Raw genomic sequence first — 16,792 nt, 5'->3', positions numbered from 1 at the left:
GGCCTAAAGCGTTCCCCCGAGCTCGATCCGATAGCCAAGATCGATGATGCGTTCCTCCAATGCCCCGCCCTGGATGCGCCGCAGCAGCTCAGTGGCGGCGCTCTTGCCGATAGCTTGGCGCGGAGTCACCACGCTGGCCAGCCGCGGGGTCATCACCTGGCTGACGTCGTGGCCGTGGAAACCGGCGATGGCCAGTTGCTCCGGCACCTTGACGCCACGTCGCAGGCATTCGAAATAGGCGCCTACCGCCACATCGTCGTTGGTACAGAAAATGCCATCGGTCTCGGGGCTCTCTTCCATGATCTCGTTGAGCAACGCTGCGCCCACGCTATAGGAAGAGCGCTGGCTACGCTGTTTGGTCGAAGGCTTCAGACCGTGCTCTTCCATGGCCTGGCGGTAGCCCTGCTCGCGCTGCAGCGTGCGCGAGTCGAGGCGCACGGCGAGGTAGACGATCCGGCGCCGGCCCTGGCGAATCATCGCACTGACCATGTCATAGCCAGCGCGCACGTTGTCGAAGCCGATCGCCTGGTGTAGCGGCGGGGTCAGAGAATCCATGATCTCCACGATGGGAATGCCCGCCGTCTCGAGCATGCGGCACGTTCGCGCCGTGTGATGGCTATCGGAGAGGATCACGCCATCGACGTTGTAGGAAAGCAGCGAGGCCAGGCTGCGCTCCTCGAGCTCCGGGCTATAGCCATAGTGCGAAAGCATCAGATGATAGCCCAGCGGTTCGGTGACCTCCTCGATGCCCACCAGCACGTCGGCAAACACCTGGTTGGTCAATGAAGGCACCAGCACGCCGATAGAGTGACTGGTAGCACGCGACAGTAGATCGGGTGCACGGTTGGGGATGTAGCCGACCTGCTCCGCCACGCTGAAGATACGCTCGCGCAAGCCTTCCGATACGGTCGTGGGGTCGCGCAGGCAGCGACTCACGGTCATCTTGGTCGCCCCGACCCGGTCGGCGATGTCCTGCAGTGTCGGTCGTTTCTTCTTCACGATGCCCCGCTGGCAGCTGGTGATACTGGTGCGTGCCAACGGCACCCGCCAGTTTGATACCTAAGTCGTCTCCCGTCTGCCGCCATTCACACCCCGCAGCGATCAGCCGCCGCGCTGGCGACACTCGGGCATTGCCTCCAGGAAAGCCTCCACGATGGCTTCGGGCACGTCGGCGATGTTGCAAGCCACGGCCTCCAGCTCCCCCGGGGGCTCGAGATCATGAAGCTGACTATCGAGCATCGCCTCGCCGCGGAAAAAATGCTCGTCCCGCGAGGCCAGGCGATGGCGCAACTGCTCCCGGTCCCCTTCGAGGAAAAGAAACCGCAGTTCCGGATCGCCGCCCCGCAAGAGTTCGCGATAGCGCTGCTTGAGTGCCGAGCAGGCCAGGACCAGCGAAGCATCGCGACGACGGTGGTCACCGATCAGCCCCGCCAGGGTTTCCAGCCACTCGCGACGGTCCTCGTCACCGAGCGGAATACCATTGGCCATCTTGTCGATGCTGGTCGGCGAATGATAATCGTCGCCGTCGATGAAGGCGATTCCCAGGCGGCGAGCGAGCAAGGCGCCGATGTGCGACTTGCCCGATCCTGACACTCCCATCACCACGATGCGGTATGTACCATCCTTCACGAGACCTTCCCCCGTATCAGTTGCCGCACTCAGTTTCCACGGACTGCGGCCAGGTCGGGCAGCCAGGTTACGATCCCGGGGAAGGCGATCAGCACCACCAGCACCACCAGCAGCGCCGCATAATAAGGCATCATCGCCTTGACCAGCTGCTCCATGCTGACCCGACCGACACCACACCCCACGTAGAGGCAGGTGCCTACCGGTGGCGTCAGCAGGCCGATACCGAGGATGAAGGCCATCAGTACCCCGAAGTAGACCGGATCGACTCCCACCGAGGTGACGATCGGCGTCAGCATCGGCGCCATGATGACCATCGCCGGAGTGAGGTCCATCACAAAGCCCACCAGGAGGAGCAAGGCGGCCACGATCAGCAGCAGCAAGAACGGCTCCTGGGTGATCGCCTGCACCTGACGCACCAGGGTCTGCGGCACCATGTTGATGGTCAGGAACCAGGCGATGACGGTGGCGAAGGCCAGCAGCAGCAGCACCATGCCGGTCAACCTTGCGGTGCGAATCAACATCCCCCACAGCTCACGGGGATGGAACTCGCGATAGACCACCAGCGAGATGAACAGCGAAAACAGCAATGCCGCCACGGCAGCTTCGGTAGCCGTAAACACCCCGCCGAGAATGCCGCCGATCACGATCACCGGCAACACCAGCGCCAGCCATGCCGCCTTGAAGGCCTGCCACAGGCGGCCCAGCTCGAATTTTCGGGTCTGCCCAGCGTGCTCGATGCTGGCCATGATGAAGGTGGTGACCATCAGCGCGAAGCCGATCAGCAGACCCGGCACGATACCGGCAATGAACAGGCGACTGATCGAGGTTTCGGTAACGATGCCGAACAGAATCAGCGGAATCGATGGCGGGATGATGATGCCGATCACCGAGGAGACGGTATTGATCGCCGTGGCATGCGGGGCCGAATAGCCCTGCTGCTTCATCGACGGGATCATCATCGCGCCGGTGGCGGCGGTGTCGGCTACCGCCGAGCCGCTGATGCCGCCGAAGAACATCGAGCCGGTGATCGCCACCTGGCCCAGGCCGCCGCGCACGAAGCCGACCAGCGCACCGGCGAGCTCCATCAGGCGGCGAGCGATGCCGCCGTGGCTCATCACCTCACCCACCAGAATGAAGAACGGGATGGCCAGCAAGGGAAAATTGTTTACCCCACGGATCGACTGCTCGATCAGGATCGATAGCGGAATGTCGGAGAGCACGGCCATGACCACGGCGGCCACGCCCAGACCAAAGGCAATAGGCAGCCCGATGGTGAGGGAGGCGAACAAGATACCCAGGAAGATCCACAGCATGGCTCAGTCTCCTGCCGTTCGGTTGGCGAGGGCGGGGTCGCGAATCAGGCGCAGGCACTGCCAGGCGCGCCAGAGGGCTACCACCACGATGAACAACGAGCAGAACACCAGCGAAATGTTGATCAGGTTCCAGGGTACCCCGAGGATGGCGGTGCGCCCGGTCGAACGCGACATCACCAGATAGCCGCCCCAGACCATGATGCTCATCAGCGTGGCAATGATCAGATGCTGCAACAGATAGAGCAGGTAAGCGGCCCGCGGCTTGAGTCGACGCACCAGGAAATCCACGGCGATGTGCTCGTAGCGGGCGAAGGCCGCCGCGGCACCGATGAAGATCAGCCAGATGAACAGCATGCGTGCCAGCTCATCGGCCCAGGGCAGCGAGCGATTGAACAATGAGCGGCCGATGACGTTGGCCGATACGGAGACGATCAGCGCCACCAGGATCGCCGCGATCAAATGTTCCATGAGTTGGGTCGCCCAGCGGAATATGGCCGGGCCACGGCCCCCTTCGATGTCGAGTTCGAGCGGCTCGCGCCTGGGATCATCCAGATAGGCGCTGGCCTCGTTGGGCAATTGGGTCGGCAAAGTCATGCAGCGCTCCGTACAGGGCAAGGGGCAGCGAGCCCCCTGCCCTGCCAAGTCAGACGAGTGGACGAATTACTGGGTAGATTCGACGATGGACTGGATCTCGGCAATCAGGTCCTCGCCGATGCGCGGCGCCCAGCGGTCGTAGACCGGCTGCACGGCCTCCTGGAAAGCGGCGATCTGCTCGTCGTTGAGACGGGTGATCTGCATGCCTCGCTCCACGAGCTGCTCGCGTGACCAATCGTCGTATTCGGTAGCCAGTTGGATCTCGTATTCGGCCGATTGGCGCGCCGCCTCCTGCACCAGTTCCTGATACTCCGGCGCCAGGCGATCCCAGGTGCGCTCGGACATCATCAGAATGAACGGGGTATAGACATGACGAGTCTCGGAGCCGTAATCCTGCACTTCGTGGAAGTTGGAGGTCAGGATGGTGCTCCAGGGGTTCTCCTGGCCGTCGACCACGCCCTGCTCCATGGCCGAGAACAGCTCACCGAAGGCCATCGGCGTGGGGTTGGCGCCCAGGGTCTCCCAGATCGACAGGTGTACCGGGTTCTCCATGGTACGCACGGTCAGGCCGCGCACGTCGAGGCCAGCCACGTCCTCGGGGGACTCCACCGGACGGGCACTGTTGGTGAGCTGACGGTAGCCGTTCTCGGAGAAGGCCAGCGCCTTGAGGCCGGTACCTTCGAAGCCGTCGAGCATACGTTGGGCGGTATCGCTCTGCATGACGGCAATGGCCGCTTCACGGGTCGGCAGCAGGAACGGCAGGTCGAACACCGCCAGCTCCTGCACATAGGTCGTCGCTGGCGAAGAAGAGGGATAGCTCATGTCCAGTGAACCGGTCTGGAGCATCTCCATCATCTGCACGTCATCGCCCAGTTGGCTGTTGGGGAAGACATTGACGGAAATACGTCCCTCGGTGCGCTGGTTGAGAATATCGGCAAAGTACTGGACGGAAAGATACTGCGGAGAACTCTCGGCCAGGCCGATGCCCATGCGCAGGGTATGGCTGCCGTGGTCGCCCACCACATCGCCCTCGATAGCGGGCGGATCGGAGAGGTCGGGGCTCTGGGCATAGGCAATGCCCAGGGAAAGGGTAGCAGCACCGGCTAGTGTGAGGGTGTTGCGCCAGATGGTGGTCATGGCGGACTCCAGTCGAATTATCGTTGTGAGTTAGCACATCTTTTGCGTTCTCCCCGAAGTCTTGGAAACTTCGTGGGGCATCGAATGCCGCCATTTTGTTACCGGTAACATTCGATGTTAGAAGGCTAGACATACGGTGTTGGGCTGTCAATCTCGAACTTGGCGATGACAGTTAGACGTTCGTAGCATGACCAAGCGTGCCGACATCTCACAGAACGCCCCGCTCAACCCTCGAACGCCCCCGCTTCCCTCACGGCACGTCCCACTGCCGCCAGTAGCTGCTCGTTGCGGGCCAGGTCGAACTCGCCGCGCACGCAGGCCACGATCACGACACGGCGGGCGTTATCCCCCTGCCCTTGGGTAGCGATACCCGAATCGCAGACGAGCCGATGCTGGGTGCCGGTCTTGTGAGCCAGGCGGATGTCGCGGCCCAGGCCGGCCTTGAGCCGCCGTTCGCCGCTGGTGGTACGTGCCATCACCGCCAGCAGCTCGGCAGTGGCATCCGACCCCAGCACCCTACCTTCAGCCAGATCTGCGAGCAGATCGCCGAAGGCGTCGAGCCGACCGCTGTTGAGATCGGTGGCGTAGTAGTGGCGAAAGGCTTCGTCGATGCTCGGCACCAGCAGGTTCTGCGGGGTCAGGCCGAGGCGTTGACGTAGCCACGCCACCCGGGCGGCGTCGCCCTGACGTTTGCGCAGCTCGATGAAATCCAGCCCGCTCAGGCTGAAAGCATCCGGGTGAAGGTTGGCGTAGGCATGGCGACGCACGTCGACCAGGGTGGTAATCGGCCCGAGGCTGCCGACGGGTGTGAGCTGCCGCGCCCTAGCGTTTACGTTTTCCAGCCCCAGGTGATGTATCAGCATGTCGCTTGCCGTGTTGTCGCTGACGGTGATCATCGATTCCAGCAGTTGGCGCAGCGTGAGTGTGCTTCCCGGTGCCGCCCAGTTGGTGGAGCCGGCACCGTCGACATAATCGCTGCGCTGGAGTGTCAGGCGGTCCAGCAACGCCATCTCCCCTGCCTCGACCCTGCCCATCAGCTCGATCGCCACCGGTACCTTGACCAGCGAGGCCAGGTACCAGTATTCGTCATCCCTCCAACCGTACCGCGCGCCTGTTTCCAGGTTTCGCACGTACACGCCGAGCTCACCGCCGAAGCCGGCTTCCAGCAGCGCCAACCTGGCTTCCAGGCGCTCGGCCCAGGGCGGTTCCACCCAGGCCTCGACCTGCTCCGCCCAACCAGGCTGTGCCGCAGCCAGTGACGGTAGCGCCATGGCCAGTAGCAACAGCGCCCGCATTAACCCGTGCAGCCAGTGCTGTCCGCGCTCACGAAACACCCTGCCAATCATCGACTCTGCTCCCTGAACCAGCGCATCAGGGCAATCCAGCCCGCGGTGAGAAGTATCAGTACCAGGCCAATTGCCAGCACCTGCGGGTAGCTGTACACCTGCCAGGCGCCCAACAGCAAGCGCAGCACCAGGAAAATGACCACGATATGGAAGATGAACGCGCGCAGGGCATCGCTGCCGATCACGGCGAGTGGCTTGAGCCAGATGGCTGCACGGCGGCCGCCCAGCAGGCAGAGAGCCATGATCACCAGCGCTCCGCCGGTGCTGAAGAGCATGAAGGGCACTTCCGGTGGATGCTTGCCAGCGTTCCAGGCCACGGCCAGGAGCGCCTCGTACATTTCAGGCAGAGAAAGCGCCACGAAGCCAAGCAGAAATACCGCCCCGATCCCGGCCAGGTAGGCCACCAGGCGTCGGCGGGTGGCCGGTTCGCCATACCAGCGCAGTATGGCCTCGCCGATCAGCAGTCCCAGCATCACCAACGGCAGCCGCGAGAGCTGGCCCCAAGTGTAATGGTCGGCATCCTCGACCAGGAGTGCCTTGAGAATGTCGCTGCCCCAGAAGTGAAAGTGGCGTTCGAGCATCACCGAAAGCACGCCCACTAGCACCGGAGCGAGCAGCCGCGACCACAGCGGCATACGGCACCATAGCGGCAGCACCCACGGCAGCCATAGCAGTGCCAGGGCGTAAAAACCGAGGATCTCGACCCAGATGGCGAAGCGCTGGTAGAGCAGCGTCTCGAGAATGTCCTGAGGGGGGAATAGCGGCAGCATCTCGACGATGGTCAGCGCCTTGTACCAGAACAGCACTTCCACCCCCCGCAGCATCAGCTTGAGCCGACGCTGTGGCCAGTCGGGCGTTCCGGTCTTGGGCAGGAAGGCCACCGCCAGGGCGATGCCGAACACCAGGATGAACAGTGAAGAGGAGAACTTGGTGACGAGATGAATCGGCACCATGCCCCAGTCGGGCACCTGGCGGATGCCCAGCAACCCACTGACGGCGTGGCTAAGGATCATCAGGGCAATGGCGATGCCGCGGGCCAGGTCGATGGCCTCCACCCTGGCCGGCAATGACGGCAACTGCGGCCGCTGACTGAGCCCGATCATGCGCTTCCCTCGCTACGACTTGTTGTCCTTGTCCCCTGCCCTAGCGCTCCTCGACCGGTTCGATGCTCTCCAAGGTCAAACGGCGCCCCTGCGTGGGAGAGTACTCGAATTCCCCGACGACGCGCACCGTCTCGCCCAGGTGGGGAGCGATCTGCTCCTGGGGAAAGATCTCCACCCGGTTCAGGTCCTCGTCCTCGATCCAGTAGTGAAGCGGGTCCTCGAAATGCCTCACTTTCCCTTGGGTGGCCACCCGGGATCCATCGAGCTGTGTCCCTTGGTTGACGAGCACCGCCAAGCTCACTTCACGGACTTCACCCGACGAATCCGAACAGGCCGCGAGAACCAGCAGGGCCAGCCCGGCCATGACACCCCGGCGTTTCGATTTCACTCCACATCACCTGTCTGGTTGCAAACAGAAGCCCAAGTGCCGGAACGCTTCCAGAGGATTGGGCCAACCTTATCGACACAGTATGGCCAGCCAGCTGCTTTCATGCTCGCTTGCTAATCAACGATTACGGCCCTCAGCTTGGAACTTGGCACCGGTCACGGCATCATGTGCCCCCTGGAAATTCATCTGCCATCGGGGCCTCAATGAGACTTGTATTGCGCTATTTCTTTCGCGGTGTGCGGCTGGTGCTGTCGCCGGTCATGCTGATCGCCGAGAAGCTCTCCACGCCGCAAAGCGTCGAGCGCTCTACCGAAGAGCAAGCCCGTGTCGACGGGGAGTGCCGGCAGTTGGCGCTGTATCAGTTTCGCTCTTGCCCATTCTGCATCAAGGTGCGCAAGGAAATGGCCCGGCTCGGTCTGAAGATCGAGATTCGCGATGCCCAGCTCGACCCTGATCGCCGTCAGGAGCTTGAAGCAGGCGGCGGCAAGGTCAAGGTACCTTGCCTGCTCATCACCCACGACGACGGGAGCGAAGAGTGGCTGTACGAGTCAGATGCCATCAATGCGTGGCTGCATCGCCGTTTCGGCCACAGTGATCAGGCCGCCTGATCGACCTCGACGTAAAACAGCAGCGTATCGGCAAGCCGGCGTGCCTCGGCTTCTTTCAGGTATGGCAGGCTCTGGCGGCCGTTGGCCAGCTCGAGGTGCAGGGTGGCAACGCCGCGTCGGCGCTGAAGCCAGCTCTGCTGGAGGCTCAGCGACATGAGGTGATGCATGGGAAAGATCCCGGTGCGTTGTCCCAATATCCCACGACGGATACGCAGGTAGTCCCCCTCCACCGCCCAGGCGGTGGCCATCCAGCGTAGCTGGGCCAGCCCCGCCGAAGTCAGCAGGACCAACCCCACCAACCCACCCCATGCCACCGTTGGCAGATCCGGCGAAGCCAAGAGGGCCAGCGCCAGCAGTGCGGCCGCTCCCAGCAGCACATGGCGCAACAGCAGAACCCGCCGATAGCTCGTATCCACCCGCTGCAGGGGGTATTCGGCGCAATACCCCGGCCACAAGCGGGTCGTCAGCTCGCCACCTTGCTCCCGGGTGAGTCCCGGAATCACGAAGCGGCGTGACTCGGCCGCATCGCCGCCCAGAGCGCCGAACTGATGGCAGACCAGGTAACCGCGCCCGAGCAAACGGCCAAGGCCCGTCTGCACCCACTCCACCACTTGCAGCCGTGCCAGGCTCAGAGCCTGCTCCTGACGGTTGAACAGGCCGCTGGTCTGTATCTGTCTATCACCTTCGTCATGCAGCACGTAGCCATGGAAACGCCACCAAGCGGCGAGAACGGCCAGTAACGCCAGCAGCGCCACGACTGCCACGATGCCCAGGGGCACCGCAATCCACAGTGAGGCAGGCAGCCAGGCGCTCATATCGAGCTGGGGCAACCGATCATGCAGCCAGCGCTCCAGCGGGCGCACAAACGGCGAGAGCATCGCCGCGATCACATAGATCGAGCGGCTGGCCACCCCATGCAGCACGATAGCGCGACTGGAAATGGCAAAGACCGGCTCACCATCCCGGGCAAGCTCCATGGCGCTGGTGCGAGTGCCGAGCCGGCCGTTAGGCCCCAGTACCGCCAGGCCGTCCATGGCACGCAGACGCTGCCCGAGTTCCTCGGCTCGTTCACGCCTGATACCGGGTAGGGTGATGCGTGATGCCGCCCCCGCAAGCGTTTCCACTTCCCACAGCACCAGCCGGAAGGGACGCATGTAGACCGGTTGGTGAGTGGCAACGTGCTGCACGTGACTCGCCGCCACCTTGAATTCGCGGTGTTCCAGCAAACCTTTCTGCACGATCAGCACATCGCCATCGAAGCGATAGCGAAAGCGTCGGTAATAGAGCAGGCTGACAAATGCCGCCAGGCCCAGCAGCAAGACGCCACCCAGCGCCAGCTCTCGCAAGCCCACGCGCTCGAGCAGCGCCAGGCCTGCACCGGCACCGAGTACGAGCGGCATATGCTGACGCAACAGCGAGGCTGCGCCGCTGAGCAACAGCAGGATTACCGCCCAGGGTGAAAGGCGCTGCCATTGCGACAGATCGCTTGTCGTGCCGCTCGACTGTACCTCTTCACTCATGGCACATCCGGCCCTACATGCGCCTTCGGCGTCCCCTCCAGTTGCGCCAGCAGATGCTGGCGGATCGCCACCGCGCGCTCGGCAGTCAGGCCTTCGAGCACCATGTCCGCCCCTCTGCCGCCTGCCGTGAAGCAGGCCAGTCGTACCAGGCCGAAGACCCGCTCAACCGGATTGCTCAGCGTCTCGACGTGCTGCAGGCGAGCCAGCGGCAGCACCTGGATGCGCCGCACCAGAAGCCCGCGCCGGTAGATCAAGTCATGCTGGCGCAGCCCATAGGCTCGTCGACGCGCATCGCACCAGCCCATCAGTACGCTGACTGCGCCCAGCGTCGCCACGCCGGCGGTCAACCACGGCTGCCATGCAGCGAGTTCTTCGTGCAAGCGGAGGAGAAAGAAGGCCAACAGGGTGAGAAACAGCCAGTGCAAGGTGCGCAACGCCGCCTGGCAGGGCGCCAAGCGCCGCGATACGGGCTCGAGCGCTGCCTCCTTCAGCAACGGCAGCCGTTGCGGGTCCAGCGAAGCATTGGAAAACGTCAAAGGAACTCCTTCTTCAGGCTCAGCTGGGCAATTTCGGTTCTGCTCTTCGTACCCGTTGGCTATGCTGATAAGACGAGGACACATACCGCCGCAGGGAGGCGCATCACCAGCGAACGTCGGCCACCGTGCCGAGGGAGACAGAGTCATGGCTATCCCGGCAACCCTTCGGGAATACTTGAGAGCCTGTGACATCGATTACGAGGAGGTCAAGCACACTCACGAAGTCAGCGCCAGTCGCCTTGCCCAACAGTCTCATATCACTGGCGAGCAGGTGGCAAAGGCAGTCATGCTGCATGGCAGTTCTGGCTACCGGATCGCCGTTCTGCCCAGCACCTGCGACGCCGACCTCGACAGCCTTGCACAGCTGGTCGACGAGCCGGTCGAGCTGGCCACGGAAGATGAGATCGTCAGCCGTTTTCGCGACTGCGATCCCGGCGCCACCACACCTGTTGGCCAGGCGTACGGTCTGCAGGTCTACGTCGATGACATGCTGCGCCACCAGCCCGACATCTATTTCGATGCCGGCGATCACGAGACGCTGCTGCACATGAGCGGCAAGGAGTTCGAGAAACTGATGGGCAATAGTCCGCACGGCCAGTTCAGCCGCCATCACTGAGCGAATCCGGGCCCGCTCTCTTAGCTTTCCCGGGGCCTTGCCGATGCAAGGCCCGCTTTCGCCTCGGCTCAGTGCCGGGCCATGGTTTCGAGAGTCGCCGCCAGCGCCATGGTGAGCCTGGCCATGGTGGCGTAATCGAGGCGATCATGGGTGTCGCTGGGGCCGTGATAGTAAGGATTACGAAAGTTGGCGGTATCCGTCAGCATCATGGCGGGATACCCTTTCTCCCAGAACGCCCAATGGTCCGATCGGCGTATGTCGCCGAGCAGCGGTGGCGCCACCAACCCTTCTGAGGGAACGTCGGCATGGCGACGAAACGCACCGATGGCACGGTGGAGCAGGCGCCGCGACTCCAGATTGCTGACGAAGGCCAGGAAATCGCCCGTATCCGGATAGAACCGGTCAAGCGGGAAGGGATAGGCCTGACTGCCGGGTTCGTCGCTGAAGTAGCCGAGCATTTCCAGCGAGACCATACCCACGATGTCCATCCCCTCGGCCTTGGCCTGCCGGGCATAGCGCAGGCTGCCCATGGCATCGCTGCCGAAGAATGGCATCTCCTCGTTGACGAACGCCACCAGGCGCAACGTACGGTCGAGTTCTGCGTCGCGCAAGAGACGCGCCAGTTCGATCAGCACGGCCACGCCAGAGCCATTGTCATCGGCACCCGGGCTGCCGCGTACCGTATCGTAGTGCGCGCCTATCACAAGCACCTCATCAGCCAGTCTCCCACCAGGCAAAACCACCTCGATATTGTGGAATTCCCGACTGCCGGTCGGTACGGCCTGACGTTGTGGCTGATGCCCAGCCGCCTGCAAGGAGTCCTCTATGTAGTTGCCTGCCGCCTGCAGAGCTTCCGGTCGCCAATAGTGGCGCTCGCCTATTTCCTCGGACAAGGCCCGAACATGGGAATGGAGACGTTCACGCAGGGCTTCACCCTCTTCCCCCAACGGGGCTGGTTCACCACGAAAGGAGGTTCCCGGCATATACAGCATCAGCCAGTACCCTCCCACCAGTGCTGCGCTGGCGAGAAGTCCGATCGCTCCCAGCCATGTCGGCAGGGATGAGAGCCTGCGCCTCACCGTTCACTCCTCTCAGCGCCCCTCTCATCGCTCCTGTCACGACTGCTCCACTCGCTTCGTCTGCTCCCGTTCATTGTCGCCCCCTCTCCCTGGAGTCACTTCACCTCCCTGGTCAAGATAGGTGCCTGGCATACCGCTGAACAGGAGAAATCGCTACTGCGCCTTGCGTCTCTGGGCGAAGACGTCGAACGGTTCGGCAAGGCACACACGGTTGCGGCCGCCAGCCTTGGCGCGGTAAAGCGCTTCGTCGAGGCGTTTGTAGCACTGGATGTCCGGCTCCTCCGGTTCCATCTGCGCAACGCCAAAGCTGCTGGTGAGACCGGTTGCCGGAGTGAAGTCCTCCTCTTCGACCGCCCGGCGCAAGCGCTCAGTCAGTGTCACGGCACCGGCCAACGGCGTTCCTGGCAGCAACAGCATGAACTCCTCGCCGCCCCAACGAGCCAGCACGTCCACCTCGCGCAGCAGCGCGCTGCAGGTGCGTACCAACTTGTGCAGCACCATGTCGCCAACGCTGTGACCGAAGGTATCGTTGATGCGCTTGAAGTGATCGATATCGAACATGACCAGACTCACGGGGCGAGCATCGCGGCGCGCCTCCTGCCGCTCACGTTCCAGCAGGCCGATGAAACGGTTGCGGTTGACCGCACCGGTCAGCGGATCGTGGCCGGCGTGGTACTCGAGCTCCGCCTGATAGCGCTTGGCCTGACTGATGTCACGCATGATGGTGGCGATGCTGTCGATCTTTCCGTTCTCGTCGCGGCGGGTGACGATCAACTGCGAGATCGGAAGCTCACCACTTTGGGTCAGTACGGCGGTTTCCGCATACCAGTAGCCGTGCTCGAGAGCGTAAGGAATCCCCTTCTCCTCGATGAGACGGCGCGCCCAGAGCGGATGCGCCGAGACCAGCGCATCCGATAACGCATCGGGTAGAACGCCCAGCAACTTGCGTCCCGCCTTGTTGAGATAGACGACTCGATGACCGGCATCGGCAATGGAGACGACGTCTGGCGAGGCGTCGAGCAAGTGAGTCAACCGGTCCTGGTTGACCTGGGCGGCATGGCGAGCCGAGACGTCCTCGACGATTCCACTGAAGTCCACGGTGCCATCCGCTGCGATCTGGCGATGGACGGTAACCTCGGCATGGATGAGGCGCCCCTTGAGGGTACGCAGGCGCAACGGACGGCGGATCACGGCACCATCGCGCTCGAGATCAGCCAGGAAACTCTCGATCTCCCTGGGACAGTCATAGAGCGAGGTGACTCGAGCAGCAAAGAGCTCCTGGCGCGAATCCGCCTCGAAGATGCGCAGCATGGCAGGGTTGGCGGCGGTGAAGTGCCCCTTCGGGTCCGCCGTATGCCGATAGACGCCCACGGGCAGGTTGTGGAACAGCTCGTTATAGCCTTCAAGCTTTGCGTAGTAGCGCTTCTCGTCGGTAACGTCGACGATGATCGAGTGCAGGTACTCGCGGCCGTCCAGGACCACCGGCCCTGAATAGACGTTGACATCGCGAATCTCGCCGCTGGCCAAGCGATGACGAAACTCGAAGAAGAGCTGCTGGCAGGACTCCGCCCTGGCCAGATTGGCACGCACCTCATCGGGGCCAAGGCAATTGATATCGGTAATGCTCAGTTGCTTGAGGGTATCGAGCGAATGGCCGTAGAAGGCTACTGCCGAGGCATTGGCATCGACGATACGCCCGTCGACGGGGTCGATCAGCAGCTTGATCGCCGGGTTGGTATTGAACATCTGCTTATAGAACGGCTCGCTGCCCGGGCGGGATTCCTGTGCCAGCGGAACCAGCGTCAATTGCCACGCGGCCCGGCCTTGCCAGATGGCACGGCGCAGCAACACCTCGAATGGCGGCTTGCCATTGGCACCTTGGCACACGACGCGGGTTTCAGCGAGTTCCGACTGTATCAGCGCAGCCATGCCAGCTTCGAGCGCCTGCCGATCAACATCGGCAATGCGCTGCAGCAATGCCTGGTTTTCTACCTTGCCACCCACCCCCAAGTAGCAACGAGCAGCGTCGTTGGCATAGTGCAATTGCCACCCCTGCTGAATGCGAACGACCAGCACAGGCAAGGGCAATGCATGGAGTAGACGACTCAGGTCGTCGTCAGCCGGCACCGTCAAGTTACCTTCGTTCACAACCCCGGCTCCCTTGCGTGTCGACGCCTTCGCTAGAGTCGTCTTCGAACCGAACCCGTACCAAGCTCGGGAGCAGGCGTCGTTATAATAATCGTTGTCTAAGAATAGGTAGATACGGCCTGAGCTGAAACCAGGACTCGATCTACTACTTGGAGATTAAGTCTTCTTGGCCCGGATTAACAGATTTCTCGGTGTCAATTCAGTTGCACAGAACGTCCCGAGCTCCACCTCGTACCCAGCCTCTTCCAACAGCGAAAGCCGATCCATGACCAACCAAATTTCCAGCGGACGCCGAAACAGATGGCGTACCAGCTCCAGGCGCTTCACCTCGGCCTGGCGCTGCCAGCCAGACCGCTCATAGGGAGCCAGGTCGAGTGAGCCCGGCAGGTCGAGCCCCTTGCGTTGCGCCGCCCAGTGGCAGAAGGCAACGAAGCATTCGGGCATGCGACCGTAGGCCAGGCTGGGGACAGGCAGGTAGCTGTCCTCATCGCGCAGTTCGCGCTGCATCTCGTCGAACCCCAGCCGCCAGGCATTGGCCCGCTCGCGGCGGTGACGCACGCCGCGTGGTGCCGTCACGGTTTCCTGTACCGCCAGGGCCAGGTCGTCGCGGTCGAGCCGCAGGGGGTACTCGTCTGACAGCCGGCGCCCGAGTTGCGAGGTAGATCGATACACCTCGTCCTGGGTGCGGTGATAACAGCACGGTGCCAGGGTCACGGTACTTCCCGCTGCCGCAGCCAGTTCGAGCAAACGCAGGTGCAGGTCGCCACAGGCATGCAGGGCGACGACATGGGTGTGCAAAGAGAGAAAACCGCCGGCTTCCTCGGCCATGACGTCCTGCTGCCGCATGAGCACTGGGGCGTGCTGCGCTGCCGCCAGGCGCTGCCCTTCCTCGCACAGCGAGACCTGCCATTCCAGAGCGGTTACCTCAACGGCATGGCAGCGGGCCAGGGTCCGAGCCAGATGCCCCTTCCCTGCACACCAATCCAGCAGGCTCTCATGCGAGTTCACTTGCAGGCATTGACTGAAAGCCTCTATCTGCCGCCACTTGCGGCCACCCACATGGCGCCCCCAGCCCTCCGGCAAGGACCCGGGTGAGGCGGCAAGCGGCTCCAGGCGTACCAGCTCGGCCAACTCTCGCACCGGCAGCCAGTCACTCAGCGGCGAGTCCTGCCAAGGGTTTGCCTGCAGGCGCGCTACCTGGAGATCGTCCAACTCCAGCAGCACGTCTGCCAGTTCGCGATAGGCCTCCTGCCAAGGCGGTCGGCGATACATGAAGGGCGCCGGACGCCACAGCGGCTGCCACTCGGCCAGCAAGGAGGTCAGGCGGGAAAAGCGCGACTCAGTATTCGATACGGGATGCTTCGGCACCGAATTCCACCGATATTCCAATGCCCTCGCCTTCAATGGCTTCTTCACCCAACGCCGTCTGCAAGGCCAGGATACCCTCCACTCTGCCCGCCACATGGGCCTTGCTTCCCTCAACGTCGAAGGTATGCAAGGTCAGGCGCACCGAGGCATCGTCGGAGGTGAACACTGGCGGCATGACGGTGGCGCCGATCGGGTGCAGCACGTCGAACTCCACTACCTCACCCTCGACCAAGGTAATGCTGAGCGAGAGCGAGTCCCGCACCCGCCAGTCATCCGGCTCGGTGAAACCGACCAGGTCGATCTGAACGTGATCGCCAGTCTCGGTGAAGGTGGCATTGGAGTCGGCGCCCTGGCTGACGATGAACCACTCGCGCTCCTGACCGTCCAGCAGGCCTGCCATCTTGCCGGTGATCTCGGGCTCTTCCAGCGGGCTGGCCGCAGCGGGAATGGCAACAGCCAGCAGCACCAATGGGCCGAGCCACATCCACTGCGTGTGTCTCCCCTTCATGATTTCCCCTCGCCGTCGCTTCGGCCCGCCTGCAGCCATTGGGCGGTCATTCTCTAGGGCGCCCGGCCAGCTGACAAGCCCCGGGAGGCTGGCGGGCTTACGCTAAGCAGCTACAAAACCCGTATTGCGCTTCTTCATCTCAGCGTAGCTGCTGTGGCGCATCAGGCGAAACATGCCCGCAAGCAGGCCGTTACGTAGCGCCGTGGCGAAATGGTATGGTCTTGGGCAGTCACTGCCCCAAGGATACGACGATGATCGACCTCTGGACCTGGACCACTCCCAACGGCCGCAAGGTTTCCATCCTGCTAGAAGAGCTGGGCCTGCCCTATCGCACCCACGCCGTGGACATCACTCAGGGAGAGCAGTACGAGCCAGACTTCCTCGCAGTCAGCCCCAACAACAAGATACCCGCCATTCGCGATGACGACACCGGCATGGTGTTGATGGAATCGGGAGCCATCCTGATCTACCTGGCCGAGAAGGCGGGACGCTTCCTGCCCACGGCATTCGAGCAGCGCCACCGCACCCTGGAGTGGCTGATGTGGCAGATGGGCGGCCTCGGCCCCTTCCTCGGCCAGGCCCACCACTTCCTGCAGTTCAACCCCGGCAAGGCGCCCTACGCCGAGGAGCGCTTTCATAACGAGGCCCAGCGCCTCTACGGTGTGCTGGATGCCCGCCTGGCCGAAAACGCCTATCTGGCCGGCAACGAGTACACCATTGCCGATATCGCCTGCTGGCCATGGATATCGCGCTACGAGTGGCAACGTATCGACCTGAACGACTATCCCGACGTCAAGCGCTGGTACGTCGAGATCGCCAGCCGCCCGGCGGTGCAGCGCGGCTACCACGTGCCCAAGAGGGTCAACGAGATTCCCTTGCCATGAGTCACGGTTCACGAC

Annotated in this window: 17 protein-coding genes; 3 read left to right on the top strand and 14 right to left on the bottom strand. The window is 62.9% G+C overall.

Translation table 11 applies throughout. The features are described from left to right. Positions 1-3: 3 nt before the first annotated feature. The 8 genes from gntR to SPH52_RS05315 all read right to left on the bottom strand — a co-directional run bounded on the left by gntR (position 4) and on the right by SPH52_RS05315 (position 7,510). A complete protein-coding gene (gntR, locus tag SPH52_RS05350) occupies positions 4-999 on the bottom strand; it encodes a gluconate operon transcriptional repressor GntR (RefSeq protein ID WP_411794108.1) in 996 nt (331 codons plus the stop codon). A 102-nt stretch (positions 1,000-1,101) separates the two neighbouring features. Next, positions 1,102-1,629 carry a gluconokinase gene (locus SPH52_RS05345; protein WP_411793956.1) on the bottom strand — a complete coding sequence of 176 codons (528 nt, stop codon included), beginning with the start codon at positions 1,627-1,629 and terminating at the stop codon, positions 1,102-1,104. A gap of 29 nt (positions 1,630-1,658) precedes the next feature. Continuing rightward, on the bottom strand, positions 1,659-2,942 hold the full coding sequence (locus SPH52_RS05340) for a TRAP transporter large permease (RefSeq protein WP_411793955.1): 1,284 nt from the start codon (positions 2,940-2,942) through the stop codon (positions 1,659-1,661). 3 nt (positions 2,943-2,945) lie between these two features. Next, a complete protein-coding gene (locus tag SPH52_RS05335) occupies positions 2,946-3,536 on the bottom strand; it encodes a TRAP transporter small permease (RefSeq protein ID WP_411793954.1) in 591 nt (196 codons plus the stop codon). A gap of 66 nt (positions 3,537-3,602) precedes the next feature. Beyond that, entirely contained in the window at positions 3,603-4,673 is a 1,071-nt protein-coding gene (locus SPH52_RS05330; protein WP_411793953.1) for a TRAP transporter substrate-binding protein, read from the bottom strand. Positions 4,674-4,897: 224 nt separating this feature from the next. After that, a complete protein-coding gene (locus tag SPH52_RS05325; RefSeq protein ID WP_411793952.1) occupies positions 4,898-6,019 on the bottom strand; it encodes a serine hydrolase in 1,122 nt (373 codons plus the stop codon). Then, a complete protein-coding gene (locus SPH52_RS05320) occupies positions 6,016-7,122 on the bottom strand; it encodes an acyltransferase family protein (RefSeq protein WP_411793951.1) in 1,107 nt (368 codons plus the stop codon). Before SPH52_RS05320 ends, SPH52_RS05325 begins: the two co-directional genes overlap by 4 nt. Before the next feature lie 40 nt (positions 7,123-7,162). Further along, positions 7,163-7,510, bottom strand: a complete 348-nt coding sequence (locus SPH52_RS05315; RefSeq protein WP_411793950.1) for a hypothetical protein — start codon at positions 7,508-7,510, stop codon at positions 7,163-7,165. Between the two features lie 203 nt (positions 7,511-7,713). Between SPH52_RS05315 and SPH52_RS05310 the strand changes: the two genes are divergently transcribed. Next, entirely contained in the window at positions 7,714-8,118 is a 405-nt protein-coding gene (locus tag SPH52_RS05310; protein WP_411793949.1) for a glutaredoxin family protein, read from the top strand. On the opposite strand, the gene SPH52_RS05305 is transcribed toward SPH52_RS05310, so the two are convergent. Together SPH52_RS05305 and SPH52_RS05300 are read right to left on the bottom strand one after the other, a co-directional pair. Next, entirely contained in the window at positions 8,106-9,638 is a 1,533-nt protein-coding gene (locus tag SPH52_RS05305) for a PH domain-containing protein (protein ID WP_411793948.1), read from the bottom strand. The two genes, SPH52_RS05310 and SPH52_RS05305, sit on opposite strands and share 13 nt — an antisense overlap. Further along, positions 9,635-10,174 (bottom strand): PH domain-containing protein, encoded by a 540-nt coding sequence (locus SPH52_RS05300; RefSeq protein WP_411793947.1) that lies wholly within the window; start codon positions 10,172-10,174, stop codon positions 9,635-9,637. The genes SPH52_RS05305 and SPH52_RS05300 overlap by 4 nt, the downstream gene beginning before the upstream one ends. A gap of 145 nt (positions 10,175-10,319) precedes the next feature. On the opposite strand from SPH52_RS05300, the gene SPH52_RS05295 reads away from it, so the two are divergent. Next, positions 10,320-10,790, top strand: coding sequence for an aminoacyl-tRNA deacylase (locus tag SPH52_RS05295; RefSeq protein WP_411793946.1), 471 nt, complete (start codon positions 10,320-10,322; stop codon positions 10,788-10,790). A 68-nt stretch (positions 10,791-10,858) separates the two neighbouring features. On the opposite strand, the gene SPH52_RS05290 is transcribed toward SPH52_RS05295, so the two are convergent. From SPH52_RS05290 to SPH52_RS05275, 4 genes are all read right to left on the bottom strand, one after another. Continuing rightward, positions 10,859-11,869, bottom strand: coding sequence for a M28 family peptidase (locus SPH52_RS05290; RefSeq protein ID WP_411793945.1), 1,011 nt, complete (start codon positions 11,867-11,869; stop codon positions 10,859-10,861). 153 nt (positions 11,870-12,022) lie between these two features. Then, a complete protein-coding gene (locus SPH52_RS05285) occupies positions 12,023-14,017 on the bottom strand; it encodes a diguanylate cyclase (RefSeq protein WP_411793944.1) in 1,995 nt (664 codons plus the stop codon). Positions 14,018-14,173: 156 nt separating this feature from the next. Then, positions 14,174-15,385 carry a methyltransferase gene (locus SPH52_RS05280; protein ID WP_411793943.1) on the bottom strand — a complete coding sequence of 404 codons (1,212 nt, stop codon included), beginning with the start codon at positions 15,383-15,385 and terminating at the stop codon, positions 14,174-14,176. Beyond that, the gene (locus SPH52_RS05275) at positions 15,357-15,893 is read right to left on the bottom strand and encodes a hypothetical protein (RefSeq protein WP_411793942.1); all 537 of its coding nucleotides are present in this window, start codon (positions 15,891-15,893) and stop codon (positions 15,357-15,359) included. The genes SPH52_RS05280 and SPH52_RS05275 overlap by 29 nt, the downstream gene beginning before the upstream one ends. Positions 15,894-16,144: 251 nt before the next feature. On the opposite strand from SPH52_RS05275, the gene SPH52_RS05270 reads away from it, so the two are divergent. Further along, positions 16,145-16,777 carry a glutathione S-transferase family protein gene (locus SPH52_RS05270; protein WP_411793941.1) on the top strand — a complete coding sequence of 211 codons (633 nt, stop codon included), beginning with the start codon at positions 16,145-16,147 and terminating at the stop codon, positions 16,775-16,777. Positions 16,778-16,792 lie beyond the last annotated feature (15 nt).

Source organism: Halomonas sp. A29, assembly GCF_046723295.1.
Lineage (GTDB): Bacteria > Pseudomonadota > Gammaproteobacteria > Pseudomonadales > Halomonadaceae > Halomonas.
This window is presented reverse-complemented; position numbering and strand designations above follow the sequence as displayed.